25 protein-coding genes are annotated in these 24,201 nt (G+C 72.6%); 15 read left to right on the forward strand and 10 right to left on the reverse strand.

The genetic code is table 11. The annotated features are described in order from the left end of the window. The first annotated feature begins 45 nt into the window (after positions 1–45). Positions 46–897, forward strand: coding sequence for an MBL fold metallo-hydrolase (locus tag FHX82_RS23765; protein ID WP_222425961.1), 852 nt, complete (start codon positions 46–48; stop codon positions 895–897). On the opposite strand, the gene FHX82_RS23770 is transcribed toward FHX82_RS23765, so the two are convergent. The 6 genes from FHX82_RS23770 to FHX82_RS23795 all read right to left on the reverse strand — a co-directional run bounded on the left by FHX82_RS23770 (position 890) and on the right by FHX82_RS23795 (position 6,969). Beyond that, the gene (locus FHX82_RS23770; protein ID WP_145934905.1) at positions 890–2,581 is read right to left on the reverse strand and encodes an FUSC family protein; all 1,692 of its coding nucleotides are present in this window, start codon (positions 2,579–2,581) and stop codon (positions 890–892) included. The genes FHX82_RS23765 and FHX82_RS23770 overlap by 8 nt on opposite strands. A gap of 143 nt (positions 2,582–2,724) precedes the next feature. Beyond that, a complete protein-coding gene (locus tag FHX82_RS23775; RefSeq protein ID WP_506265791.1) occupies positions 2,725–3,417 on the reverse strand; it encodes an NAD(P)-binding domain-containing protein in 693 nt (230 codons plus the stop codon). A 16-nt stretch (positions 3,418–3,433) separates the two neighbouring features. Continuing rightward, on the reverse strand, positions 3,434–4,273 hold the full coding sequence (locus FHX82_RS23780) for a class II fructose-bisphosphate aldolase (RefSeq protein ID WP_145934903.1): 840 nt from the start codon (positions 4,271–4,273) through the stop codon (positions 3,434–3,436). After that, entirely contained in the window at positions 4,270–5,160 is an 891-nt protein-coding gene (locus FHX82_RS23785; RefSeq protein ID WP_145934902.1) for a 1-phosphofructokinase family hexose kinase, read from the reverse strand. The genes FHX82_RS23780 and FHX82_RS23785 overlap by 4 nt, the downstream gene beginning before the upstream one ends. Positions 5,161–5,245: 85 nt before the next feature. Then, positions 5,246–6,091, reverse strand: coding sequence for an ROK family protein (locus tag FHX82_RS23790; protein WP_145934901.1), 846 nt, complete (start codon positions 6,089–6,091; stop codon positions 5,246–5,248). After that, complete coding sequence (locus FHX82_RS23795; RefSeq protein ID WP_145934900.1) at positions 6,091–6,969, reverse strand: SIS domain-containing protein; 879 nt, start codon at positions 6,967–6,969, stop codon at positions 6,091–6,093. The genes FHX82_RS23790 and FHX82_RS23795 overlap by 1 nt, the downstream gene beginning before the upstream one ends. Positions 6,970–7,134: 165 nt before the next feature. Between FHX82_RS23795 and FHX82_RS23800 the strand changes: the two genes are divergently transcribed. The 8 genes from FHX82_RS23800 (at position 7,135) to FHX82_RS23830 (ending at position 13,971) form a co-directional block, all read left to right on the forward strand. Next, entirely contained in the window at positions 7,135–7,923 is a 789-nt protein-coding gene (locus FHX82_RS23800; RefSeq protein ID WP_145934899.1) for a DeoR/GlpR family DNA-binding transcription regulator, read from the forward strand. A gap of 104 nt (positions 7,924–8,027) precedes the next feature. Continuing rightward, positions 8,028–9,206: a Gfo/Idh/MocA family protein gene (locus FHX82_RS23805; protein ID WP_145934898.1), complete on the forward strand. Its 1,179-nt coding sequence runs from the start codon at positions 8,028–8,030 to the stop codon at positions 9,204–9,206. Positions 9,207–9,227: 21 nt separating this feature from the next. Next, positions 9,228–10,529 (forward strand): ABC transporter substrate-binding protein, encoded by a 1,302-nt coding sequence (locus FHX82_RS23810; RefSeq protein ID WP_145934897.1) that lies wholly within the window; start codon positions 9,228–9,230, stop codon positions 10,527–10,529. Continuing rightward, positions 10,526–10,996 (forward strand): carbohydrate ABC transporter permease, encoded by a 471-nt coding sequence (locus tag FHX82_RS36605; RefSeq protein WP_221216482.1) that lies wholly within the window; start codon positions 10,526–10,528, stop codon positions 10,994–10,996. Before FHX82_RS23810 ends, FHX82_RS36605 begins: the two co-directional genes overlap by 4 nt. Further along, positions 10,993–11,433: a carbohydrate ABC transporter permease gene (locus FHX82_RS36610; RefSeq protein ID WP_221216483.1), complete on the forward strand. Its 441-nt coding sequence runs from the start codon at positions 10,993–10,995 to the stop codon at positions 11,431–11,433. The genes FHX82_RS36605 and FHX82_RS36610 overlap by 4 nt, the downstream gene beginning before the upstream one ends. Next, positions 11,426–12,250, forward strand: coding sequence for a carbohydrate ABC transporter permease (locus FHX82_RS23820; protein ID WP_145934896.1), 825 nt, complete (start codon positions 11,426–11,428; stop codon positions 12,248–12,250). The genes FHX82_RS36610 and FHX82_RS23820 overlap by 8 nt, the downstream gene beginning before the upstream one ends. 25 nt (positions 12,251–12,275) lie before the next feature. Then, complete coding sequence (locus FHX82_RS23825) at positions 12,276–13,022, forward strand: IclR family transcriptional regulator (protein ID WP_145934895.1); 747 nt, start codon at positions 12,276–12,278, stop codon at positions 13,020–13,022. A gap of 79 nt (positions 13,023–13,101) precedes the next feature. Continuing rightward, a complete protein-coding gene (locus tag FHX82_RS23830; RefSeq protein WP_145934894.1) occupies positions 13,102–13,971 on the forward strand; it encodes a fumarylacetoacetate hydrolase family protein in 870 nt (289 codons plus the stop codon). Positions 13,972–13,975: 4 nt separating this feature from the next. Here the strand turns inward: FHX82_RS23830 and FHX82_RS23835 are convergent, their stop codons facing one another. Then, positions 13,976–14,443, reverse strand: coding sequence for a hypothetical protein (locus FHX82_RS23835; RefSeq protein ID WP_145934893.1), 468 nt, complete (start codon positions 14,441–14,443; stop codon positions 13,976–13,978). A 78-nt stretch (positions 14,444–14,521) separates the two neighbouring features. On the opposite strand from FHX82_RS23835, the gene FHX82_RS23840 reads away from it, so the two are divergent. The 3 genes from FHX82_RS23840 (at position 14,522) to FHX82_RS23850 (ending at position 17,921) form a co-directional block, all read left to right on the forward strand. Next, complete coding sequence (locus FHX82_RS23840; protein ID WP_145934892.1) at positions 14,522–15,154, forward strand: DUF6338 family protein; 633 nt, start codon at positions 14,522–14,524, stop codon at positions 15,152–15,154. 107 nt (positions 15,155–15,261) lie between these two features. Next, positions 15,262–15,546, forward strand: coding sequence for a hypothetical protein (locus tag FHX82_RS23845; RefSeq protein ID WP_229880327.1), 285 nt, complete (start codon positions 15,262–15,264; stop codon positions 15,544–15,546). Between the two features lie 134 nt (positions 15,547–15,680). After that, positions 15,681–17,921 carry a TIR domain-containing protein gene (locus tag FHX82_RS23850; RefSeq protein ID WP_145934890.1) on the forward strand — a complete coding sequence of 747 codons (2,241 nt, stop codon included), beginning with the start codon at positions 15,681–15,683 and terminating at the stop codon, positions 17,919–17,921. A gap of 416 nt (positions 17,922–18,337) precedes the next feature. Here the strand turns inward: FHX82_RS23850 and FHX82_RS23855 are convergent, their stop codons facing one another. Together FHX82_RS23855 and FHX82_RS23860 are read right to left on the reverse strand one after the other, a co-directional pair. Beyond that, the gene (locus FHX82_RS23855) at positions 18,338–19,285 is read right to left on the reverse strand and encodes a hypothetical protein (RefSeq protein ID WP_145934889.1); all 948 of its coding nucleotides are present in this window, start codon (positions 19,283–19,285) and stop codon (positions 18,338–18,340) included. Between the two features lie 395 nt (positions 19,286–19,680). Next, the gene (locus FHX82_RS23860) at positions 19,681–20,511 is read right to left on the reverse strand and encodes an SDR family NAD(P)-dependent oxidoreductase (protein WP_145934888.1); all 831 of its coding nucleotides are present in this window, start codon (positions 20,509–20,511) and stop codon (positions 19,681–19,683) included. 103 nt (positions 20,512–20,614) lie between these two features. Here FHX82_RS23860 and FHX82_RS23865 point away from each other — a divergent pair, with 103 nt between their 5' ends. Beyond that, entirely contained in the window at positions 20,615–21,394 is a 780-nt protein-coding gene (locus FHX82_RS23865) for a putative hydro-lyase (protein ID WP_145934887.1), read from the forward strand. Here FHX82_RS23865 and FHX82_RS23870 read toward each other — a convergent pair. Further along, the gene (locus FHX82_RS23870) at positions 21,382–22,125 is read right to left on the reverse strand and encodes an alpha/beta fold hydrolase (protein WP_145934886.1); all 744 of its coding nucleotides are present in this window, start codon (positions 22,123–22,125) and stop codon (positions 21,382–21,384) included. The two genes, FHX82_RS23865 and FHX82_RS23870, sit on opposite strands and share 13 nt — an antisense overlap. A gap of 54 nt (positions 22,126–22,179) precedes the next feature. Between FHX82_RS23870 and FHX82_RS23875 the strand changes: the two genes are divergently transcribed. Then, positions 22,180–23,142 carry a helix-turn-helix transcriptional regulator gene (locus FHX82_RS23875; protein WP_145934885.1) on the forward strand — a complete coding sequence of 321 codons (963 nt, stop codon included), beginning with the start codon at positions 22,180–22,182 and terminating at the stop codon, positions 23,140–23,142. A 46-nt stretch (positions 23,143–23,188) separates the two neighbouring features. Beyond that, positions 23,189–24,193 carry a LacI family DNA-binding transcriptional regulator gene (locus FHX82_RS23880; protein ID WP_145934884.1) on the forward strand — a complete coding sequence of 335 codons (1,005 nt, stop codon included), beginning with the start codon at positions 23,189–23,191 and terminating at the stop codon, positions 24,191–24,193. Positions 24,194–24,201 lie beyond the last annotated feature (8 nt).

Consider the following 24,201-nt stretch of genomic DNA (forward strand, 5'->3'; position numbering starts at 1 on the left):
TTTTGCGTTAAGCTTAGCGCAAAGTTTTAGCGTTAGGAGGACCTCGTGGAGTGGCAGGTGGGCGAGCTGACCGTCCGGCGGATCGACGAAGTACTGCTCCCTCCGGCGACCGGCGCGTGGCTGCTGCCCGGGGCGACACCGGAGCTGGTGGAACAGCACGGCTGGCTGCGGCCGGGCTTCGCGGCGGCGGACGGCACGCTGCGCCTGTCCAGCCACAGCTTCGCGGTCACCGCGGGCGGGCTGCGGATTGTCGTCGACACCGGGATCGGCAACGGCAAGCAGCGGGCGAACCCGGCGTGGCACGACCTGCGGACGGACTACCCGGAGCGGCTGGCCGCGGCGGGTTTCGCGCCGGAGTCGGTCGATCTGGTGGTGCTCACCCACCTGCACACCGACCACGTCGGCTGGAACACGCGGGAGGTGGACGGCGAGTGGGTGCCGTCGTTCCCGCGCGCCCGCTACCTGGTCTCGCGCGTGGAGCGGGAGTTCTGGGCGGGCTACGCGATGGACGACGCGCGGCGGCAGCTGTTCCGCGACTCGGTGCACCCGGTCGAGGAGGCGGGGCTCCTGGACCTCGTGGACGTCCCGGCGGAAGGCACCGAGGTGGCGCCGGGGGTGCGGCTGCTGCCGACACCCGGGCACACGCCGGGCCACGTCTCGGTGCGGCTGCGAGACGGTGACGCGAGCGCCCTGATCACCGGGGACAGCCTGCACCACCCGGTCCAGGTGCCGCATCCGGAGCTGGGCAGCTGCGTGGACGTGGACCCCGCGCAGGCCGCCGCGACGCGGCGGGCGTTGCTGGCTTCCCTCGCCGGCACGGACACCCTGGTGCTCGGCTCCCACTTCCCCCCGCCGACGGCGGGCCACATCGGCCGGGAGCGAGCGTTCGTCAGCTAGCGAGCGCGCCGGCCAGCAGCTGGGTCGCGGCGCTGGTGCGGGGGTAGCCGGGAAGCGCGGGCGGGTGCCGGTCCGGTGGTGGGGTGCCGCGGCTCAGGGCATCGGCCAGCTGTTCCAGGCGAGACAGCAGCGCTTCGGCTTCCGGGCGGGGTGGGTGCGGGCGGCCGAACGGCACGCCGAGGGCGAGGAACGCCAGCTCGTCGACGGCGAGGCCCACCTGGTCCCACCGCTCCCCGAACGCGTCCTGCGTGACGTTGTGCAGGTCCAGCACCGCCTCCTGCAGCCGTCGCCGGGCGGGGACCTGGTCGCCGCCGAGCCAGCGGGCGCCGAACAGGCCCGCCACCGCACGCAGGGTCCGCGCCTGCACCTGCGGCAGCCGGGCCGCGGTCGCCTTCGGCCAGAGCACCAGCCGCAGCACCAGGGCGAGCACCGCGCCGAGGGCGGTATCGAGCGCCCGCGCCCCGACCGCGGCGCCGATCTGCGCGCCCGGCGCGGCGAGGTCGAAGATCGCGAGCGGGACGAGCGTCACGAAGGCCACCGCGAAGCCGTACGAGACGGGCATGAAGACCTCGGCGACGAGCTGGGCCAGCAACGCCACCAGTGCCACGGCGAGCGCGGGCGGGTGCGGCGCGAAGACGGCCGCGGCGAGCCCGACGCCGACGGCGGTTCCCGCGACCCGGTGCAGCGAGCGCCGCCGCAGGAGCGTGAGGTTGGTGGCCTGCAGCACGGCGGCGACGGTGAGGCCCACCCAGTAGGCGTGCGCCAGCCCGAGGAGCCGCCCCAGCGCGTAGCCGATCGCGACGGCGACACCGATGCGGGCCGCCGCGGGCAGCACGACGGCGTGCGGGCTGAGCGCCTCCCGCAGCCGTTCGCCGAGGCCGCGGTGCTCGGGTTCGGGGAGGTCGTGCTGCTCGCCGCGCAGGATGCCGTCGGCGGCCTCGCGTGCCCAGCGGAGCCCGGGAACGTCCGCGTCCGGGGGCAGCGGTTCCCGCGCGTCGAGGGACACCGACAGCGCGGAGGCGAGGACGACCTCGGCCGCGGCCAGCTCACGCAGGCGGTCGTCCGTGCCCGGCACCCGGGCCTGGCGCAGCAGGTCACGAGCACGGGCCACGTCGGCGACCGCGCGGCGGCGGGTACCGGCGGCGCCGGGAGTGCCGGCGGTGCGCAGCACGTCCTGGACGGCGAGCCACGCCCGCCGCACCGCCCGGTTCTGCGGCGGTTCGCGGGGCACGGGCACCGCGGCGACGAGCAGTCCGACGAGCGCCCCGGCGGCGACGAGGGCGGCTTCGCGCAGGGGCTCGGCGGCGACCCCCGTGGCGACGAGTGCGGGGAGGATGATCAGGTACTCACGCGGCGGCGGTACGCGCAGGGCGAGGCAGCCGAACCCGGCGAGCGCCGCGACCACCCCGACGAACGCGACGGAGAGCCACGGGTGCGCGGCGCAGAGGCTGCTGACCGGCACGACGACGGCGAGCGTCACCCCGACGGCGGCGACGAGCCGCATCCGGTGGCGGCGCGGTGAGTCGGCGCCGTAGACCCCGGCGATACCGCCGAGCGAAGCCACCGCGCCCCAGTCCGGATGCCCGGCGAGCACCCCGGCGACGAGCGGCAGCCCGACGCTCAGCCCCGCCCGCACCCCGACATACCACCGCGCGCGGAACGCCTCACTCAGCCACCGGATCATCACGCCGGGGGTTTCCCGGTGGCGCGGGTTTCATTCCTGGGTCGTGGCCGTCCCGGCCCGGCTCGCGCACGCGGTCCACATCGGACTGTCCACAGCGGATCCAGGCGCAGGGTCGGCCTGGTCGGCGGCTCCTCGACACGCGGTCAGCGCTCCGCCGAGGCCAGGACCTTCCGCAGCTCTTCGGCGCTCACCGGGTGCCCCGGAACGTCCATGAAGTTCTCCGCCCCGCCCGCGTACGGCGGGCCGTACGCCGGGGTGCCGGGCTGGAACCGCCAGCCCTCGGACAGCGGGCCCGCGTCCACGGTGTCGTAGCCGAGGTCGTCGAGGAACGCGGTCACCGTCGCCTTCGCGCCGGCGTCGTCGCCCGCGATGGCCAGTGCGCTGCGGTCCGCCGCGCCCGCCGGGCGGGCCAGCTCGCCCAGGTGCCGGAAGAAGATGTTGTTGAACGCCTTCACCACCTTCGCGTCCGCCAGGTGCCGCTGCACCAGCTCGGTCTGGGTGGTCGTGCCGTCCGCCAGCTCGGCGATCTCGCCGTCGCGGGCCGGGTAGTAGTTGCCCGTGTCGATGACGACCTTCCCGGCCAGCGGCGCGGCCGGCACGTCCCGGTAGCGGCCCAGCGGGATCGAGACCACCACCAGGTCACCCGCCTCGGCGGCCTCCGCCGCCGTCGCCGCGCGCGCCTTCGGACCCAGCTCCGCCACCAGCTCGCCCAGCGTTTCCGGGCCGCGCGAGTTGCTGAGCACCACGTCGTATCCGGCGGCGACGGCGAGGCGCGCCACGGTCGACCCGATGTGGCCGCTGCCGATGAGTCCCAGTGTTGTCATGTACGCAACCAACGCCGCCCGCCGCGGGCTATTCCCGGTTCGCCCGGTCGAGCAGCACCAGGAGCCGCTCGATCTCGTCCGCCACCGCGTCCCGGCCGGGGCGGAGGTACTTGCGCGGGTCGACCACCTGCGGGTTGTCGTCGAGAAAGCGCTTCACCGCGCGGGTGAACAGCCCGTTCAGGTGCGTGGAGATGTTGATCTTCGTCATGCCACTGCGGACCGCGGCCCGCAGCTCGTCGTCGGACAGCCCGGACGAACCGTGCAGCACCAGCGGCACCGGCACCGTCTCACGCAGGCGTCCGATCAGTTCCCGGTCGACCGTCGCGACGCGGGACCGCATCGCGTGCGACGTGCCGACCGCGACGGCCAGCGCGTCCACGCCCGTCGCCGCCACGAACTCCCGGGCCTCACCCGGATCGGTCCGCGCGCCCGGCGCGTGCACGCCGTCCTTGCCGCCGACCTCGCCCAGCTCCGCCTCCACCGCGATCCCCGCGTCGTGGCACAAGGTCACGATCTCCCGCGTCGAGCGCACGTTCTCCTCGTACGGCAGGCGCGAACCGTCGTACATGACGCTGTGCACGCCGAGCGCGACACCCTCGCGCACGAGTCCCGGGTCCTCGATGTGGTCGAGGTGCACGAGCACCGGCACCGCCGCCCGTCGCGCGATCTCCAGCGACGCGCACGTGACCGGGGCCAGGCCGCCGTGGTAGCGCACGCAGTTCTCGCTGATCTGCAGCACCACCGGCGTTCCGGCACGCTCGGCACCGGCCGTGATCGCCTCGGCGTGTTCGAGCAGGATCACGTTGAACGCCCCGACGCCGCCGCCGCGTTCCCGTGCCGCGGCGAGGATCCGGTCGAAGGTGGTCATGCAGGTGCTCCGTTCGAGTCGAGGAAGTCTTGGTACGCCAGGAGATCGACCTCGCCGGCCACCGGGCAGAGGACGGCCGCCGCGCCGAGTGCGGCGGCCCGGCGCAGGGTTTCGCCCAGCGGCAGCCCGGCCACGAGCCCGGCGGCCAGACTCGCGGTGGCCGCGTCACCCGCCCCCGTGGGGTTGCCGCGCACGCCCGGCACGGCGGGCACTTCAAGGACACCGTCCACGGTGTACGCGGCCATTCCGGCGGCACCACGGGACACCACGACGAGCCCGGCGCCGGAGAGAGCGGCGACACCGGCAGCCTCGTCGGAAGCCCCGGTCGCCGCCAGCAGTTCGGCGACGTTCGGCTTGAGCACGTCCGCACCGGCCCGCGCGGCGGCGAGCAGCGCCGCGCCGGAGCAGTCCACCAGCGTGCGCACTCCGGCTGCCCGTGCCTGCCGCACCCAAGCGGAGACAAGATCCGGATCGGCACCGCGGGGCAGGGAACCGGAGATGACGAGCAGGTCCGCACCGGCGAGTCGCTCACCGAGCAGGGAGGCCACCGCGTCCCACTCCGTCACCACCGGTCCGGGTTCGACGTAGACCGTGGGATGCGCGGCGCTGCCGTCGGTGATGGTCACGGTGGTGCGCGTCTCCCCCGCGATTTCCGCCGTGGCGAAGGGAATGTCGAGGGCACCGGCGATCCAGCGGCCCGCCTCGCCGCCGAGCGGCAGCAGGGCGAGCGCGTCGACGCCGAGCGCGGCGAGCACCCGCGCGACGTTGAGCCCCTTGCCCCCGGGACGGCGGCTGACCTCCTCGACGCGGTTGGTCTCCCCCGGCACGTGCCGCGCCAGGTGGTAGGTCACGTCCACGGCCGGGTTCGGGGTGAGGACGACGATCACGCGGCCCTACCTTCAAGGACGCGGCAAGCCGCGGCAGCGTCATCGGCCAGCGTGGCGCTCAATGGTTCGGACCTGCAAGCAGTCCTCACGCGGCGACCTCCCGCGCCAGCAGGGTCGCGCCCACGACCGCCGCCGCGTCGCCGTGCGCCGCCCGCACCAGGGCCGGGGTCCGCAGCACGCCGGTGCGGGCCGCCACCTCGCGGGCGAGCGGGTCGAGCAGGAGCGGCCCGGCCTCGGCGAGCCCGCCGCCGACGACCACGGTCGAGCAGCCCGCGACCGCGACCGTCCACGCGATCGACTCCGCGAGCACGCGCACGCAGTCCTCCCACACCGCGCGCGCCTTCGGATCACCTTGCCGGACAAGGGAAGCGACCGTGAGCGCGTCCGGCGCGCCCGCCCGGCGGGCGACTGCGGCGGCGGACGCGATCTCCTCGACGCGCGCACCGGCGTGCGGGCCTTCGGCCAGCAGCACCTGCCCCAGCTCCCCGGCCCAGCCGCCGGAGTCCAGCACCTCACCACGCACGACCAGCGCCCCGGCTAGCCCGGTACCGACCGGCACGAACAACACCGTCCCGCCGTCCCCGGCGGCCGCGCCCGTACGGAACTCGGCGAGCGCGCCCGCACGCACGTCCTGCCCGAACGCCAGCGGCACTGCCAGCTCCGCCGCCACCACGTCCCGCACCGGCACGTCATGCCAGCCCAGGTTCACCGCGAGCAGGCACCGCCCGTTCCGCTCGTCGACCACGCCGGGCACGACGAGCCCCACCGCGTCGACCGGATGCCGTTCGGTGAACCTCCGCACCATCGCCGCGAGCGCGGCGACGTCTCCGTGGGGTGTCGGCTCACGCCACTGCGCCAGCACTGCGCCGTCCTCGCCGGTCACCCGCGCCTTGACGCTGGTGCCGCCGACGTCGATCCCGAGGACCGGCATCAGCCGAGGATCACCGAGCGGGTCAGCGCCCGCGGGTGGTCGGGGTCGAGGCCGCGGCGCGCGGCCTGCGCGACCGCGAACCGTTGCGCCACCACGAGTCCCGCGAGCGGGTCGAGGTCGTGGTGGACGAACTTCGCGCCGGTGCGCGCCACGTCCTCGGCGATCCCCTCCGGCGTGGTGCCCAGCGACCAGACGAGCCTGCCGGGCTGGGCGATCGCGATCGGGCCGTGCCGGTAGTCCATCGCCGGATACGACTCGGCCCAGAACTGCGCGGCCTCGCGGGTCTTCAGCGCCGCCTCGTACGTCAGGCCGACCGCCTCGCCGACGCCGATGAAGCTCACCTGTTCGGCGTCGAGGAGGTCGTCGATCGGCACCTGGAGGGCCTGCTCCGCCTGTACGGCCAGGGTTTCCACGTCGTCACCGAGGCCCGCGCGCAGCAGCGCGAGCGTCGCGGTGGCGAACCTGGTCTGGACCACGGACCGCTCGTCGGCGAACGGCAGCTCGACGACGTCGTCCGCGACGGCCGCCGCCGGGCTGTCGCCGACGCCGGTGATGAGCACGGTGCGCTGCGAACCGAGGGCGCCCAGCAGGTCGACGATCTCGGTCGTGGTGCCCGAGCGCGAGAGCGCGACGACGCGGTCGTATTCGCGGCCGCGGGGGTACTCCGAGCCCGCGAACGCGTCGGTGAGGCCGTGCCCGCGCTGCTCGCGCGCGACGGCGTAGCTCATGGCGATGAACCAGCTGGTGCCGCAGCCGACGACCGCGACCCGCTCCCCCGGCTGCGGCAGCCGGTCCGCCACGGAGGGCAGGAGCGCGGCCGCCGTGCGCCAGGTCTGCGGTTGGGACGCCAGCTCGGTGGCGACGAAGGAGTCGGACATGGAGACCTTTCGCTCGGGACGCTGCGATGATCGCGAATCGAGCATAGACGATCGTTCGTGATCGATGGGAAGGTTAAACGTCAGATCCAATCACACCAGTTTGGCTTGACCGGCCTCTAGGATAGGTCGGTCCCGCCCCCTGACCAGGAACGTGAGCCGCCCGCGATGACGCCACAGCAACGACTGAACGCCCTGCTCGAGTTGGTGAGCGAACGGGGCAACGTGACGATCGCGGAGATCGGCGACGCGCTCGGGATCTCCCCCGCCACCGCCCGCCGGGACCTCGCCACGCTCGCCGAGCAGCGCCTGATCACCCGCACTCACGGCGGCGCCTCGGCGCTGGGCAGCGGCTACGAGCTGCCGCTGCAGTACAAGATCGCCCGTCAGGCCGACGCGAAGACCGCCATCGCGCGCGCCGCGGCGCAGCTGATCACGCCGGGCGAGACCGTCGGCCTCAACGGCGGTACCACGACCACGGAGGTCGCCCGCACGCTCGGCAAGAGCGAGCGGTTCCGCCGCAGCGAGGGCGAAGCCGGGCTGACGATCGTCACGAACGCGCTCAACATCGGCTACGAGCTGTCCGTGCGGTCGCACGTCAAGATCGTCGTGACCGGCGGCGTGGCCCGGCGGCAGTCCTACGAGCTCGTCGGCTCGCTCGTGGCCGGCACGCTGTCCGCCTTCGCGCTCGACACCGTGATCCTCGGCGTCGACGGGCTGTCGGCACAGTACGGCGCCACCACGCTGCACGAGGGCGAGGCCGAGGTCAGCAGGCATTTCGGCAGCGTCGCGAAGCGGACCGTTGTGGTCGCGGACTCGACGAAGCTGATGAAGTCCACCTTCGCCCGCATCTGCCGCCTGGACGAGATCGACGTGCTGGTCACCGACAGCCCGGTACCGGACTCCTTCGCCGCGGAGCTGGCCGCGGCCTCGGTCGAGCTCGTGGTCGCGGGCTGACGTTTCCGGCGCGTAACGGCTCGTTCTCGGCGTGATCACCTGTCGGCCCACCTGTTGTGCATTCATGATTGATTTGCCATGATGCGAATCAATATCACGCAGAGATGGGAACCCAGGTGGGAGAACAGCTGCGCGTGGGCGTCGTCGGGATCGGCCAGCGCGCCGTCATCGGCCGCCACGTGGCCGAGTCCGGCGTGCCCGCGCGGATCGTCGCGGCGGCCGATCCGGCACCGGCGGGCCGCGCCCGTGCCCAGGAGCTCTTCGGCGCGGACCTCACCGTCACCGCCACCCACGGCAAGCTGATCGAGCGCGGTCTCGTCGACGCCGCCGTGGTCACCTCGCCGGACTGGACGCACGCGGAGATCACCGTCGACCTGCTGCGCGCCGGAATCGCCGTCTACCTCGAAAAACCGCTCGCGATCACGCTCGAAGGCGCCGACGCCGTGCTCGCCGCCGCGCAGGAGTCGGGCACCCCGCTCTACGTCGGGCACAACTTCCGGCACGCCGCGGTGGTGCGACAGCTGCACGAAATCGTCGCGCGCGGTGAGCTGGGCGAGGTGAAGGCCGTGTGGTGCCGCCACTTCGTCGGCAACGGCGGCGACTACTACTTCAAGGACTGGCACGCCGACCGCCGCCGCGTGAACTCGCTGCTGCTGCAGAAGGCCAGCCACGACCTCGACGTCATCCACCTGCTCGCGGGCGGCTACACGCGCCGGGTGAGCGCCATGGGGCGACTCGCGGTCTACGGCGAGGTCACCGACCGGCGAGACCGCCGCGGCGAGCTGATGACCGACTGGTTCTCCTACGACAACTGGCCGCCGCTCGCGCAGACCGGCCTCAACGAGGTCGTCGACGTCGAGGACCTCTCGATGGTGCACCTGGCGCTCGACAACGGCGTGCTCGCGAGCTACGAGCAGTGCCACTTCACCCCCGACTACTGGCGCAACTACACGGTGATCGGCACCGAGGGCCGCGCGGAGAACTTCGGCGACACCGGCGGCGGTGTGGTCAAGGTCTGGAACCGCCGCCGCACCTGGTCGGCCGAGGGAGACCGCGAGTACCCGATCACCGGTGTCGAGGAGGGCCACGCCGACGCCGACCTACTCACCATGACCGAGTTCCTCCGCTCCGTCGTCCACGGCGAAACCCCGTCGCTGTCCCCGCTCGCCGCCCGCGAGGCCGTCGCCGCCGGAGCGCTGGCGACCCGCTCCCTGCGTGCGGGCTCGATCCCGCTGGACGTACCGCCGCCGCCCAAGGCCGTGCTCGACCACTTCGCCCGCTAGCCCCCGCCGAAAGGACTCCCGATGCCCCACCTTCCCCGCACCCTGCTGCGGCTGGCCGGCGCCGCCGGTGCCGCCGTGCTGCTCGCCGCCTGCTCCTCCGGCGGCGGTTCATCCACTTCGGACGCTCCCTACAGCGCACCGGAACCGAACCTGTCCGCGCACCTGACCTACGCGGTGTGGGACCAGACGCAGGTGAAGGCGATCGACGCCAACCTCGCGGAGTTCGCGAAGAAGTATCCGAACATCAAGGTCGACGTCGACGTCACGCCGTACAACAACTACTTCACCAAGCTGCAGACCGAAGCCTCCAGCGACAGCCTGCCCGACGTGTTCTGGATGAACGGCCCGAACTTCCAGCTGTACGCGAGCAACGGCAAGATCGAGCCCATCACCGGCGAGGTGAAGGCCGGAGCCGTCGACCCGGCGAACTACCCGGACTCGCTCGACAAGCTGTACACAGTGGACGGTGTGCAGTACGGGGTGCCGAAGGACTTCGACACGATCGGCATCTGGGTCAACAAGGCCCTGTTCGCCAAGGCCGGGATTCCCGTGCCGGACCCGAGCTGGACGTGGGCCGACTTCCAGAACACCGCGAAGCAGCTGTCGCAGAAGCTCGGCGGCGAGGGGATCTACGGCGTGAGCGCCGGAATCGACAGCGGGCAGACCACGTACTACAACACGATCTTCCAGTCCGGCGGCTCGGTGATCTCGCCGGACGGGAAGACCTCCGGCTACGACTCGCCCGCCACGGCCAAGGGCATCCAGTTCTGGACCGACCTGATCTCCAGCAAGGCGATGCCGAACATCAAGCAGCTCACCGACACCACCGGTGACCAGTGGTTCGTCTCCGGCAAGTCGGCGATGTTCCAGGGCGGCAGCTGGAACCGCTCCGAGATCGCCGACTCGCCGATCGCCAAGGACGTCACCGTGCTGCCGCTGCCCAAGGGCGACCAGCAGGCCACCGTCATCCACGGGGTGTCCAATGTGGTCGCCGCGAGCAGCCAGAACAAGCAGGCCGCGCAGGCGCTGCAGGTGTTCCTGGCGAGCAAGGAGGCCCAGCAGCAGCAGGGCGACCTCGGCGCGGTGATCCCCGCCTACACCGGCACGCAGACCGCGTTCGCGCAGTCGATGCCCGGCGTGAACCTGCAGGTGTTCCTCGACGAGCTGCCGTACGCGAAGGCGCTGCCCGTCTCGAAGAACACCGCGGCGTGGAACAACTCCGAGTTGTCGCTGCTGCCCGACGCCTTCGACGGCACCAAGCCGGTGGACGCGGTGCTCAAGGAGCTGGCCGGCCAGATGAACCAGGCGCTGTCGCAGGAATGAGCACGGTGCGCGCCGAGAAAACCGCCCCCCGGAGCCGCTGGGGCGGCCCGTGGCCCTGGCTGTTCGTGCTGCCGCTGCTGGCCGGGGTGCTGGTGTTCTACATCTGGCCGATCCTGCAGACCGCCTACTACTCCTTCACGAAGTGGGGCGTGTTCGGCGGGTCGAAGTGGACCGGACTGGCCAACTACAGCCGCCTGTTCGCCGACCCGGACCTGTACCGGTCGCTGGCGAACACCGCGATCTACACCGCCGTCGTGCTGCTCGGGGTGCCGATCGCGGCGTGGCTGGCGAGCCTGCTCAACACCCCCGGCCTGCGGTTCGCCCAGCTGTACCGGGTGCTGTTCTTCCTGCCCTACGTCGCGATGCCCGCCGCGGTGGCGCTGGTGTGGCGGATCATCTTCAACGGTGACTTCGGCATCCTGAACTGGGCGCTGTCGCGGGTGGGCATCGAAGGCCCGTCTGGGTGAACACGCCCGGGTTCGCGCTGGCCGCGGTGTCGGTGGTGGGCCTGTGGTCGACGCTCGGGTTCTCGATGATCGTGCTGGGCGCGGGGCTGAAGAACATCCCGCCGGAGCTGTACGAGGCGGCGGAGCTGGACGGGGCGGGCCGGTTCCGGCAGTTCCGCTCCGTCACGCTGCCGCTGCTGGCGCCGAGCCTGTTCTTCGTCACCGTGGTGACGACGATCGCGAGCTTCCAGCTGTTCGACCTGCTCTACGCCCTGCTGTCCAACCGCAACCCGGTGCTGCGCAAGACGATGTCGCTGGTCTACTACTTCTACCAGGCCGGGTTCATGAACAACGACAAGGGTTTCGCGGCCGCGATCGCCATGGTGATCTTCGTGCTGATCGGCCTGGTCACGCTCGTGCAGTTCCGCTTCCAGCGCCGGTGGGTGAACCATGGCTAGGCCCCGCCGCGGCTCGCACGCGCTCATCCACGTGGTGCTGGGCGTGGGCGGGTTCGTCATGGCGTTCCCGTTCCTGTGGCAGCTGATCATGTCGCTGTCGACGAATGCCGAGGTGCAGAGCGTCACGCCGACGTTCTGGCCGGCGCACCCGCAGTGGGGCAACTACGCGGCGGTGTTCGAGCGCCTGCCGTTCCTGTCCCAGCTGTGGACGTCGGTGCTGATCACGGTGATCCGCGTGGCGGCGCAGATCGTGCTGTGCACGCTGGCGGGCTACGCGTTCGCGCGGCTGCGGTTCCCCGGTCGCGGGGTGCTGCTGGGGCTGGTGCTGTCGATCCTGCTGGTGCCGTCGCAGGTGTACCTCATCTCGCAGTACCAGATCGTGCAGTCGCTGGGCTGGCTCAACACGGTCGCGGGCATCGTCGCGCCCGGGTTGTTCAGCGCGTACGGCACGTTCCTCATGCGGACGGCGTTCCTGAACCTGCCGCAGGAGCTGGAGGAGGCGGCGCGGATCGACGGCAGCGGCACGTTCCGGACGTTCTGGAGCATCATGCTGCCGCTGGTGCGGCCGAGCATCAGCGTGCTGGCGATCAGCGCGGTGCTGTGGTCGTGGAACGAGCTGCTGTGGCCGCTGGTGGTCTCGACGCGCGCGGCGAACATGCCGCTGGCCGCCGCGCTGGCGACGCTGGCCGGCGACGTGACGGTGAACTATCCGGTCCTGATGGCGGCGAGCCTGCTCGCGATCGCCCCGGTGCTGATCCTGTTCGTCCTGCTGCAGCGGCGGGTCATCGACGGGCTGGCGTCGTCCGGGCTCAAGTGACGCCCGTTCAGCTAGGCTGAACGCCATGGCCGAACCCCCGGTGCGCAGTGTCGACAAGGCGCTCGTGGTGCTGCAGCTGCTGGGCGACCGGGGGCCGGAGGGGCTGTCACTGGTGGACGTCGCGCAGGCGCTGGGCAGCCCGAAGAGCGGGGCGCACCTGACGCTGTCGGCGTTGCGGCACCGCGGTTTCGTGACCCAGGACCGCGACAGCGGCCGGTACCGGCTCGGCGGCGAGGCGCTGCGGGTGGCGGCGTCCTACGAGGAGAAGCTGAGCTTCCGCACCAGTCTGCTGCCGCTGCTGCGGCGCCTGTCGGAGGAGATCCGGCAGGTGTGCCACCTCGGGGTGCTCGACGGCGCCGACATCGTCTACCTCGAGAAGGTGCACGCGGACCGGCCTGTGCAGGTCGGCTCGAAGATCGGCGGCCGCAACCCGGCGGCGACCACCGCGCTCGGCCGAGCGATCCTCGCCTACCAGGGGTGGGACGAGGCGGGGCTGCGTGCCCAGCTCGGCGATCCCGGCGACCTGACCTGGGCTCGGCTGCGGGAGGTGCTGGCGCGGACGCGGGAGCGCGGTTACGCGCTCGACGTGGAGGAGAACGAGCCGGGCATCGCGTGCGTCGCCGTTCCGGTGCTGCTCAACGGCGAACCCTGCTGCGCGCTGTCGATCTCCACGCTCGCGGCGGAGACGGACTCCGACGTGCTCGCGGGTTACGTCGCGCGCCTGCACGCCCTGGCGGAGCAGTACGTCTCGCCCCCGTTGCGGCTGCCCTGAAGCTCGTTGACCACCACGCGCCCGGCACCGTAGGGTCGATGCTGAACACGGTTCAGTATCGCTGAACAAGGAGGTCCGGATGAGCCACCTGGTGCGCTTCACCGACGGAACCGGGACCGTCCGGGTCGGCCTGCTGACCGGCGAGGAGCTGCGCCCGCTGGCGGTGGCCTCGATGAGCGAGCTGCTGCGCCGTCCGGTGGCCGAGATCCGCGCGCTGGCCGACGCCGCCGGGGAGCCCGTGTCCGGGGCGCGCCTGCTGCCGCCGCTGGACGGGCGGATGGAGGTGTGGGCCGCCGGGGTGACGTACCTGCGTTCCGAGGAGGCCCGCCGCGAGGAGAGCGCCGACGAGGACATCTACGCGCGGGTGTACCGGGCGGAGCGCCCGGAGCTGTTCTTCAAGGCGGCGGCGTGGCGTGTGATGACCGACGACGAGCCGATCGCCCTGCGCGCCGACTCCCCCAACACCGTGCCGGAGCCCGAGCTCGGCCTGGTGCTGACCAGCGCTGGCGAGATCGCCGGATACGTGGTGGTCGACGACGTCAGCTCCCGCAGCATCGAGGGCGAGAACCCGCTGTACCTGCCCCAGGCGAAGATCTACACCGGCTCGTGCGCGGTGTCGGCGCGGGTGCGCCCGGCGTGGGAGGTCCCGGACGCGCTGGCTCTCGACCTTCGGATGCGCATCCTGCGGGACGGCCGCGAGGTGTTCACCGGGAGCGCCGGCACCGCGCAGCTGAACCGGAAACCGCCCGAGCTGGTCGAATACCTGTGGCGGGACAACGACTTCCCCGACGGCGCCGTGCTCTCCACCGGCACCTCGATCGTGCCCGGCCTCGACCTCGGCCTGCGGGCCGGGGACGTGGTCGAGATCGAGATCGGCGAGGTCGGCTCGCTGCGCTCGCCCGTGGTGCTGGGCGCGGACGCGGTGCGGCGGGCGCTCGCGGCCCGCTGAGGTTTCAGCGGGACCGGCGGAAGACGCGGTGCCACCAGCGTGGCTTCGGCTGGGGTTTCTCGAAGGCCGCCAGCAGCTCCGGCGGAAACGGTGACGGCAGCGGCGCGCCGGGCGCCTGCGGGGTGATCCGCAGGGGTTGCGCCGTGTTCTGGGCCGACATCGGGGGCGGGGTGACGTCGTGCACGAACTGGCCGCCGTACGCGCCGTCGCCCAGCGGCGGCGGGGTGGAGTCGCTGACGAAGTGACCGCCCCCGGCGGGTGGGGACAGCCGGTTGAGGACCGCGCCCCCGGAGGACTGGAGCGAGCCGGGAGCCGCGGGCGGCGGCGGGGCCGGGTCCACGACGAAGTGCCCGACACTGGCGGCCTGCTCCTCGTCGAGCAGGCTCCGCACGGGGTCCGCGTCGGAGAAGTCGCGGTTGTCGTCCCGCGGAGGCGGCGGCGCCTCCTCGTCCGGGCCGGGCGGCTGTGCCACGATCCACCTCTGTCCTGCCGATCGACGCTGGAGCGCCGATCAGGCTACCGGTATCCGCGTCGTCACGGAAGGTGAAACGTGCCCACGACCCTCCTCGGCCTGGTGCTCTTCCTCGTGCTGCTCGTGCCCGGGTTCGCGTACACGCTGCGGCGGGAGCGGATGGTGTCGAGCCGGCCGGTGTCGGCGTTCCGCGAGACGGTCGAGCTGGCGTTCGTGAGCGTCGCGGCGGACGCGATGGTGCTGCTGCTGTTCGGGCTCGTGCGGCTGATCGTCCCGCGCTGGACGCCCGACGTGCGGCAGCTGATCCGCGACCCGGGCCACTACGTACCCGACCACCTCACCTCGCTCACGCTGTGGGGCGGCGCCCTGCTGCTCATCGCGGCCGCGCTCGCCTTCGCCGCCGCGGGCGTGCGCCGCGGCCGCGAGCACGAGGCCCACGTCTCCGGCTGGACCAGGCTGTTCTCCGAGCACCCGGGCGCCCGCATCTACGTCGGCTGCCTGCTGGAGGACGGCACGTACGTGACCGGGCGCCTGCGCACGTACAGCCGTTCGGCGGAGGACGGCCAGGACCGCGACCTCACCCTGACGGGTCCGATTTCCTACCGCGCTCCCGGCGAGTCGAGCCTGGCCGTGCTGCCGGACGTCGGCGCCGCGGCGGTCAGTGCCCGTCGTCTCAGTCTGCTCACCGTCACCTATCAGGCACCCCGGTGAGCCGTACGAGCAGTTATATTGCGAGCGGAGGAACCGAAGCTGAACACCGGGTTTCGTCCGGGTGACCGGCCGGCCCGCGAAACGGGGCGGACGTGCAGGGTGGACGAGTGGCGCCCGGGTCGGTGGCGGAGCTGGCCCGGGACGTGTCTTGGCAGGTCACCACGGGCGTGGGCGGACAGTGGATCACCGCGGAGACCGCCGTGCGGCACGACGGGCAGGAGTGGCGCATCGGTCTCACGCCGGCGCGCGGGGACATCACGGCGCTGATCCTGTGGTCGGGTGACAAGGTGGTCGACCACGTCCGGGGCACCGAGGCCGCGATGTGCGCGCGGGCGCAGCGCTGGCGCGACAACCTCGAAGCCGGCCGCGACTGGCAGTCGACGGCGAGCTGATCGTCCTTCCCGGGCCGCGGAAGCGGACAGAAACCGGACGATAAGCGGTCTCTTGCCGCCGGCCGCCCGACCGGGGCGTTGTTTCCCGCTTGAATGGGGAAACGGCCCACCCGGAACAGCAGAGTCGGTGCGATGTGACCCACGACGTCTACCTCAGTTTCGACGAGGCGGACCGCGGCCCGGCCGAGTCCCTCGCCCGGGCGCTGCGCGAGAACGGGCTCGACGTCTTCGTCGGTGAGGAGCACACCGAGGTGGACGCCGGGCTCGCCGCCGTGCTGCTGTCCTCACGCCTGCTGCTGGCCTACTACTCCGCTCGCTATTCCCGGGGTTTCCGGTGCCAGTGGGAGCTCACGACGGCCGCGCTGCAGCCGGGCCCCGCGATCCTCGCCGTCAACCCGGAGCCCGGGAACGCCCACGTCGCCCCGGTGGGGCTGCGCGAGGTCGGGAAGACGGAGGCCGCGACAGTCGCCGCGGAACTGGTGCGCCGGGTCCCGGGCGCCGTTCGTGCGGCGCCACCGTTCTTCGCGGAACCGGCCTGGCGCACTCGCCCGGAGCGCTTTTCCGGCCGGTTCGCGCAGCTGTGGCGGCTGCACTCGCTCGTGTCGGCGGGGAGCCGGGTCGTCGTGCACGGTCCGCGGGGGGCGGGGAAGACCGCGCTGGTCCGCCAGTACGCGGCGTTGTTCGGCCCGGTGTTCCCCGGCGGGATCCACTGGCTCGGGCCGGTGGACGCCGCCGCCACGCTGGCGGCGGAGCTGCGTGACCTGGCTGTCGGCAGGCTCGGCCTGCGGCTGGCCGGCGCGCCTCCCGGTCGTGTCCCGGCGCTGGTCACCGCGCGGCTCGACGAGCTGCGGCAGCGGGTGCTGCTGATCGTCGACGACGTGCCCGCGCCGCTGCTCGACGAGGTGTCCCTCGGTTCCCCGTTCGTGCGGACAGTGCTCACCAGCCGGGTGAGGCCGGCTCGGTCCGCGGGGCTGGTGGAGCTGGCCGGGTTGTTTCCGCGTGCGGCTTTCGCTGCGCCGCTCGACGAGTCCGCGCACCGGCTCCTGGCCCTCGGCACGCTTCTCGCCGCTGCGCCGATTCCCTTGTGGTTGGGCGAAGAAAGCGCTCTCTCGCAGCTCGTGGCGGCGGGTTTCGCGCAACGCGTGTTCGACGGCTGGCTTCTCGATCCGGGAGCCCGTGAGGCCGGGTTGTGGGAGGCCGAGCTCGCCGGCTGTGCCCGTTCCGCCGCGGACGCGCTGCTGGCCGAGCTGGACCGGCCGGTGCATCCGTGGCCGTCACGGCTGCGCCGGCACGCCGCGGCGCTGGCGGGTCAGGCGGCCGTCCCGCTCTCCCGGCGGCTCGACCTCCTGCGCAGCGCCGCGGCGGGCCACGAGGCGGTGGGCGAGCTGTCGCTGGCCGCCGCCCGGCGCGCCGAGGTGCTGGCGCTGCGTCCCGACGACCCTGGTGATCTGCTGGCGGCGGCCCGCGTCGAACTCGGTTGCGGGAACTATGCGGAGGCCCACGAGCACGCCCGCCGGGCCGCGGAGCTGGCCGACGGTGACGGGGATGACCGGGTCGCGTGCCGGGGGCGTTTCGTGGCGATGCGGGCGCTGGACCTGCTGGGCGAGTACGAGCGGGCGGATGTGCTGTGGACGCTGCTGTCCGAAAGGGACGGTGGGCCGGTGGTGCTGGCCCGGGTCGCGGGGCTGCGCCTGCGGGGGCGACCGGATCAGGCGTTCCGGCTTCTGGCAGCGGTCCGGCCGGGTGAGCTGCCGCCGGACGCGGCCCGGGAGGCGCAGCTGGAGGTGGCGCGCCTGCAGCTGCTGAGCGGGGACGCCGAGACGGCCGCGCGCGTGGCGCTGGACCTGATGGCCGGACTGCTGTCGGCGGAGCTGGAGAACTCGCCGCTGTACCAGGAGGCGGCCGCGCTCCGGGCGGAGGCGGTGCCCGCGGACGACCCGCTGGGCCTCGCCGTGCGGCGCACGCGAGCGGCGGTGCGCCTGCCGCCCCGGCGGGTGCTCGCGGCCGCCGCCCGGGGGGTCGCCGACCCGCTCCCGGATTCCCACCCGCTGACCCTCCGGCTGCGGTTCGCGGTGGGACGCGCGCACGAGCGGCTGCGGCAGTACGACCGCGGCCGGGAGGTCCTGGCAGCCGTACTACCCCGGCAGGTCGCCGTCCTGGGCCGCGACCACCCGGAAACCGCCGAGACGCGCCTCGCCCTGGCGGTCGCGCTGATCATGACGGGAGAGCCGGTGCAGGGACTCGCATTGGTGCGCGAGGTCGCGGCGTCGGGAACGGGCGGACCGCGCCGCCGAGCCCTGGTGACCCGCTGGCTCTTCGTGGCTCTCCCCCGGCGCCTGGCGGCATTCGCCCACCGATGGCTGCCGTTGGGCTGATTCCGCAGCAGGGAACCCGGGCGGAGCTCACCGTCCAGCCACAACTCGAAGTGCCCGGCCTGACCGGCGTCAGCGGCGTCGTCCAGGACTCCCGCGACGGCCTGGAAGCTGCGAAACCGCCGGCTGAGGTTGTACCCCATCACACCGCGGGGCACGCTCGCGAACAGCTAAGGGCGCAGCACGATGCTGTTGCCGTAGTAGGTGGCGCGCTACCCCCTCGAGGGTGAAGGCGGAGATTTCGTAGCGGTCCGCCGAGTAGGGCGCCAGGAAGGCCGGGAGGTCCTCGGCCGACCGGCCGCGCAGCGCCCACAGCGACCAGTCCCGCCGCTCGCCCCCGTACCAGTGGTCGAGACGCACGCCCACGCCCGCTTCGGTGCGCAGGAACGTGGCGAACCGGAGCGCCGGACTCGCCGCCGCTATTCCTCCGGGGCGCTCCAGCCGATTCCGTACGAGCGGTTCGGGACCAGGCCGGAAAACTCCGCCGTCACCTCGCCCGCCGCATCGGGGCGCAATTCCTCGCGGCGGGGTTGCAGGTCGTTGAGCGCCAATGGCATTTCGTCGCGCAACAACCAAATGCGTTCCGGAATGCGATGAGGACCGAAGCGCACGGTCAGTTTGAAATTGTCGCACGGATACTTCGGCGTGCAGACGTAACGCGGCGCGAACGTGCCCTTGTTCGTGATCCGGTACGAGAACTCGTGCTCCTCACCCGGATCGAGCGGGCGGGGCAGCAGCAGCCGGTAACCAATGCGGTTCGCGGCCAGCATGCTCGGTTCCGCGAGCGTTCCGCCGTCGATCAGGTCGATGCCGAGCTCACCCGGCTGGGGGACCACGGCCCGCCCGGGCACCGGGTCGACCGTCACCGAATGCGCCACCTCCGCGAGCCCCGGCTGGTGGCTGACGATGCGGCGCACCTCGAACACCTCCACCGCGTCCGGTCCGAACACCAGCCGTACCCGCAGCTGCGCCGTGTGCCACGGTGAGTTCCCCCGGTCCGGTCGCTCGCCGTCCAGCGCCAGCTCCGCCACCCGCCGCAGGGTTTCGTCCACGCGGCGCTTGACGGTCCGGACATTCCGGTCGATCCGCTCCTCCACGCGCGCGAGCCGCCGCTCGTAGCGGACGTCCGCGGCGCCGTTCAGGCCGAACGTCTGCTCCGCGATGAACCGCAGGTCCTCCGGCAGCTTCCCCACCAACGCCGTCAGCGTTTCGGCGACCTTCTGCCGCCGTGCGTGCGGACCGTCCGATTCGAGCACCCCGCACACGGTTCCGAGCGCATTCCCGATCTTGATCTCGGCGGCTTCGACGCCATATCCGCGGCGAAGCGCCCGCAGGTCCGCCACCAGGTCCGGAACCTCGAACTGCATCGGCTCACCCTTTCGCCCCCCTGGGAGATCCATCCTAGCGAGCGATCAGGGGTTGCCGAAACCCCCGCCGACAGGTGGAAATCCGCAGTTCCGGCCCGGTTTCCCGCGTTTCCGGAAATGGGGAAACCGGAAACCGCTTCCGCTTTCCCGCGATTCCGTCCGATGATTGAGGAGCCAAGAGAACTTGGCGAATCGAAAGGGCGGAATCCGCCCGGGAAAACAATGAGTTCCGGGAAGGGTACGCCCATGTGCGAAGGAGAAAAGAAATGCACACGGACTGCGTCGTCACCATCGTCACCGCGCTGATCACCCTGCTCGGCTGACCCGAACTCCGGACGGCATCGCCACCGCCGTCCGGAGTTCGTCATGTCCGCGAAAACGTTTTCCCGGGCACCTCAGGCCAGGCCGACCCGTGCCGCGCTGCGTTCCCACAGGCCACGGGCCAGCGCGTCGTCCCGCAGCTGCGGGGGCACCCACCGCGCGGGCCTGCGCCGCGAGTAGTACACCCCGGACTGCCAGTCCCGGCCCGGCACCCCCTCGGCCAGCCACACCAGCTGGCCCGCGGCCTTCTCGGCCGTGCCGAGCAGCCACCGCAGCGGCGGGCGGCCGAAGACGGGGCGCAACAGGTTCCGGCTGTCCGAGGCGAAGCCGGTGGCGGCGGTGCGGGGGTCGAAGGCCGCCGCGGACAGGCCCTGCCCGCCGTAGCGCGCGTGCAGCTCCCGCGTGAACAGCAGGTTCGCGAGCTTCGAGTCGCCGTAAGCCTTGCGGCGCGTGTAGTGCCGGTCGTTGTCCAGGTCGTCGAGATCGAGTTTCCCGAACATGCGGGCGCCCGCGCTCGCGGTCTGGACCACTGCGGCGCGTGACGCGATCAGCTTGGGCAACAACAGGTTCGTGAGCAGGAACGGCGCGAGGTGGTTGACCTGCATCGTGCGCTCGTGGCCGTCCACGGTGCGGGTGCGCGGCCCGAAACCGCCACCGGCGTTGTTCACGAGCACGTCGACACGCGGGCAGGCGGCGTCGAGCTCGGCCGCGAGCCGCCGCACGTCGTCGAGCCGCGCGTAGTCGGCGACGAACCACGGGCTGTCCAGCTCCCGCGCGACCGCGCGCACCTTGTCCGGCGACCGGCCGACGACCACCACCCGGTGCCCGTCCGCCCGCAACCGCCGCGCCCCGGCCGCGCCGATGCCGTCACTGGCCCCGGTGACCACCACGGTCCTGCTCGTCATGGACCCACTATGGGCACCCGCTCGGCGGACCCGGTATCCACCGGGCGGGTGGCGCGGCCTCGTCCCGGGCTACCGTTGTCCCGAGTTCTCCCGAGGAGGGCCCATGTCCGCTCCCGTTTCCGGCCCCGGCGAGGCCCGGCGGCGGTTCCGCGCGGGCCTGCGCACGCCCACCGCGGGCTGGGCACCCGGCTACGCGCAGGCGAACCTGATCGCCGTGCCGCGGGAGTACGCCTACGACATGCTGCTGTTCGGGCAGCGCAACCCGAAGCCGTGCCCGATCATCGACGTCACCGACGCGGGCAGCCCGCACACGGCGCTCGCGCCGGGCGCGGACCTGCGTACGGACCTGCCCGCGTACCGCGTGTGGCGCGACGGCGAGCTGGTCGACGAGCCGGACGAGATCACCGGGTACTGGACCGGGGACCTGGTGGCGTTCCTCATCGGCTGCAGCTTCACGTTCGAGGCGCCGCTCGTCGCGGCCGGGATCGAGGTCCGGCACCTCACGGCGGGCAGCAACGTGCCGATGTACCGGACGAACCGACCGTGCCGTCCCGCCGGGCGGCTGTCGGGCCCGATGGTCGTGTCGATGCGGCCGATCGCGGCGGACCGGGTGGCCGACGCGGTCCGGATCAGCGGCCGGTTCCCGGCGGTGCACGGCGCGCCGGTGCACGTGGGCGAGCCCGCGGCGCTGGGCATCGGCGATCTGTCCACTCCGGACTTCGGCGAGCCGGTCGACGTCCGTGACGGTGAGGTGCCGGTGTTCTGGGCGTGCGGGGTGACTCCGCAGGCGGCGATCATGGCTTCACGGCTGCCGTTCGCGATCACCCACGCGCCGGGGCACATGTTCGTCACCGACGTGCCCGACCACACCTACGCGGTCTGAGGCTCTCCGGCGGCCTCGTGGAGGATGGCCGCCAGTTCCGCCGGGCGGTCGAGCATCGGCCAGTGGCTGCCCGGCAGGTCGCGGGAGTCCCAGCCCCCACCCGCCAGGTGGCGGAAGGCCGGAACGGTGCGCGCCAGCTCCCGGATCTGCTCCACGGTGAAGCTGCACAGCACATGCCGCCGCGGGAGGGTTTCCCACGCGCCGCTCAGGCGGACCGGGGTGGTGGCCGTGGCCCACGGTTGCGGGGCTGAAAGCGCTTCCAGGCGGTCGAGCGCCTCCGGGGACAGCCCGGGCAGCACCTCCCGCCACGGCGGGGGCGGCAGTTTCCAGCCCTCGCCCGCCGTGCGCACCAGCTCGGCGTCGCGCGCCTGCTGGTCCGGCGGCGCGAACTCCGCGTGGGACATGCCGTCCGGCAAGGGTCCACTGTCGACGAACACCAGGCGGGCGATCCGCTCCGGCACCCGGTCCGCCACGCCCGGAATCACCGCCGCCCCGGCGTAGCTGTGCCCCACCAGCACCACGTCGTGCAGGTCCTCGTACCGGATCAGGTTCAGCACGTCCGCGAGGTGCGTTTCGAGATCCGTCGAGGGCTGGGCCAGGTGCACCCGCTCACCGAGCCCGGTCAGGCTCAGCGCGTGGACGTCGTGCCCGCGCTCGCGCAGCGCCGCCGTCACCGGGCGCCACGCCCAGGCGCCGAGCCAGAAGCCGGGAAGGAGTACGTAAGTCGCCATGCCCGGCACATTAGGACGGATACCGGGCAGGACCCGCCCGGTATCGTCGTGGAAATGACGCGACCGACCGCCCGGGTGCTCGCCCTGCTGGAGATCCTCCAGACCGGCGGCACCCGCACCGTCGCCCAGCTGGCCGACCGGCTCGGCGTGGACGAGCGCACCGTCCGGCGCTACGCCCAGCACCTCGCCGATCTCGACGTCCCGGTCCGGTCGGTGCGCGGGCGCTACGGCGGCTACCGGCTCGAACCCGGCTACCGGATGCCGCCGCTGATGCTGACCGGCGACGAAGCGCTCGCCGTGGTGCTCGGCCTCGTCGCGGGGCGGCGGGCCGGAGTGGTCACCACGTCCGCCGCCGCGGCCGAGAGCGCCGCCGCCAAGATCCGCCGCGTGCTGCCCGAGGCCCTCGGCCGCCGCCTCGACGCGCTGCTGTCCACCGCCGACTTCACCGCCCCCGCCCGGCCGGTCACCACGCCCGAGACGGACGTGCTGCTCACCCTCGCCGAGGCCGCGCGCGACCACAGGCCCGTCGCCGTCCAGTACACCGCCTGGCGCGGGCGGCGCAGCGAGCGCACCCTGCACCCGTACGGCATCGTCGCCCACTCCGGACGCTGGTACGTCACCGGCGCCGACTCCGACAGCGGCGAGGTGCGCACCTTCCGCCTGGACCGGGTCGACAGCGCGACCGTGCTGGCGGGCTCCTTCGACGTGCCCGCCGGCTTCGACCCCGCCGCCCGGGTGCTGTCCGGACTCGCCGAAGTGCCGCGGCCGCACGAGGTTTCGGTGCGCGTCCAGGCCACCCCCGCACACCTCAGTACCCGCATCCCGATGGGTGTCACGACCGTCGAGGAACTCGCCGACGGCTGGGCCCGGCTGCGCCTGCGCGCCGAACGGCTGGACTGGGTGCCTTCCGTGCTCGCGTGGCTGAACTGCCCGTTCGTGATCGAGCACCCGCCCGCGCTGCGCGACGAGGTGCACGCCCTGGCCCGGCGCCTGACCACGTACGCGAACAACGACTAGCAAAAATGTGCAGGAATTTTCATCGTCTTTGTCGCATACTTGCGACGTGACACGACGACTTGCCGAAGTGGCCCGCAAGGTCGGCGTCAGCGAGGCGACCGTGAGCCGCGTGCTCAACGGGCGCCCCGGCGTCGCCGAGAGCACCCGCGCCGCGGTGCTCACCGCGCTCGACGTACTGGGCTACGAGCGCCCCACGAAGCTGCGTGGCGAGCGCGCCCGCCTGGTCGGGCTGGTCCTGCCCGAGCTGCAGAACCCGATCTTCCCCGCGCTGGCCGAGGTCATGGCCAACACGCTGGCCCAGCAGGGTTTCACCCCGGTGCTGTGCACGCGCACCGCGGGCGGGGTGTCCGAAGCCGAGTACGTCGACCTCCTGCTGGCCCAGCAGGTGTCCGGCGTGGTGTTCGCGGGTGGGCTCTACGCGCAGGCGGACGCCTCGCACGAGCACTACCAGCGGCTGGTGGAGCGGAACCTGCCGACGGTCCTGATCAACGCGTCGATCGAGCACCTCGGCCTGCCCCAGATCTCCTGCGACGACGTGCTCGCCGTCGAGCAGGGGATGAACCACCTGTTCTCCCTCGGCCACGACGACGTCGGGCTGCTGCTCGGCCCGCCCGACCACATGCCCTCGCGGCGCAAGCTCGACGCCTACCGCGCGCACCTGGCCGCGCTGGGCCGCGAGTTCCGTCCGGAGTTCGTCGCGCACGGGATGTTCTCGCTGGAGAGCGGGCAGGCCGCCACCGCGCACCTGCTGCGCGCGGGCGTCACCGGGATCCTGTGCGCGAGCGACCTGCTCGCGCTCGGCGCGGTCCGGTGCGCGCGGCGCCAGGGCGCGTCCGTGCCCGGCGACTTCTCCGTGGTCGGCTACGACGACTCGGCCCTCATGCAGTGCACTGACCCGCCGCTGACCACGGTCCGCCAGCCCATCGAGGCGATGGGCCGCTCGGCCGTCGAGCTGCTGGTGAAACGGATCGACGGCGGCCACGTCGCGGCCGAGGAGCTGCTGTACACCCCCGAGCTGGTGGTCCGGGGTTCGACCGGCCGCAGGCAATAGTTCGAAAG

It is taken from the genome of Amycolatopsis bartoniae (assembly GCF_014191255.1).
GTDB lineage: Bacteria > Actinomycetota > Actinomycetes > Mycobacteriales > Pseudonocardiaceae > Amycolatopsis_E > Amycolatopsis_E bartoniae.

Bases quoted from the DNA above. Each gene is read 5' to 3' on its own strand.
- FHX82_RS36605 (WP_221216482.1), top strand. From the start codon at position 10,526: ATGAGCACGGTGCGCGCCGAGAAAACCGCCCCCCGGAGCCGCTGGGGC.
- FHX82_RS23830 (WP_145934894.1), top strand. From the start codon at position 13,102: ATGAGCCACCTGGTGCGCTTCACCGACGGAACCGGGACCGTCCGGGTC.
- FHX82_RS23875 (WP_145934885.1), top strand. From the start codon at position 22,180: ATGACGCGACCGACCGCCCGGGTGCTCGCCCTGCTGGAGATCCTCCAG.
- FHX82_RS23870 (WP_145934886.1), bottom strand. From the start codon at position 22,125: ATGGCGACTTACGTACTCCTTCCCGGCTTCTGGCTCGGCGCCTGGGCG.
- FHX82_RS23800 (WP_145934899.1), top strand. From the start codon at position 7,135: ATGACGCCACAGCAACGACTGAACGCCCTGCTCGAGTTGGTGAGCGAA.
- FHX82_RS23825 (WP_145934895.1), top strand. From the start codon at position 12,276: ATGGCCGAACCCCCGGTGCGCAGTGTCGACAAGGCGCTCGTGGTGCTG.
- FHX82_RS23770 (WP_145934905.1), bottom strand. From the start codon at position 2,581: ATGATCCGGTGGCTGAGTGAGGCGTTCCGCGCGCGGTGGTATGTCGGG.
- FHX82_RS23790 (WP_145934901.1), bottom strand. From the start codon at position 6,091: ATGCCGGTCCTCGGGATCGACGTCGGCGGCACCAGCGTCAAGGCGCGG.
- FHX82_RS23795 (WP_145934900.1), bottom strand. From the start codon at position 6,969: ATGTCCGACTCCTTCGTCGCCACCGAGCTGGCGTCCCAACCGCAGACC.
- FHX82_RS23860 (WP_145934888.1), bottom strand. From the start codon at position 20,511: ATGACGAGCAGGACCGTGGTGGTCACCGGGGCCAGTGACGGCATCGGC.
- FHX82_RS23820 (WP_145934896.1), top strand. From the start codon at position 11,426: ATGGCTAGGCCCCGCCGCGGCTCGCACGCGCTCATCCACGTGGTGCTG.
- FHX82_RS23780 (WP_145934903.1), bottom strand. From the start codon at position 4,273: ATGACCACCTTCGACCGGATCCTCGCCGCGGCACGGGAACGCGGCGGC.
- FHX82_RS23855 (WP_145934889.1), bottom strand. From the start codon at position 19,285: ATGCAGTTCGAGGTTCCGGACCTGGTGGCGGACCTGCGGGCGCTTCGC.
- FHX82_RS23810 (WP_145934897.1), top strand. From the start codon at position 9,228: ATGCCCCACCTTCCCCGCACCCTGCTGCGGCTGGCCGGCGCCGCCGGT.
- FHX82_RS23865 (WP_145934887.1), top strand. From the start codon at position 20,615: ATGTCCGCTCCCGTTTCCGGCCCCGGCGAGGCCCGGCGGCGGTTCCGC.
- FHX82_RS23805 (WP_145934898.1), top strand. From the start codon at position 8,028: ATGGGAACCCAGGTGGGAGAACAGCTGCGCGTGGGCGTCGTCGGGATC.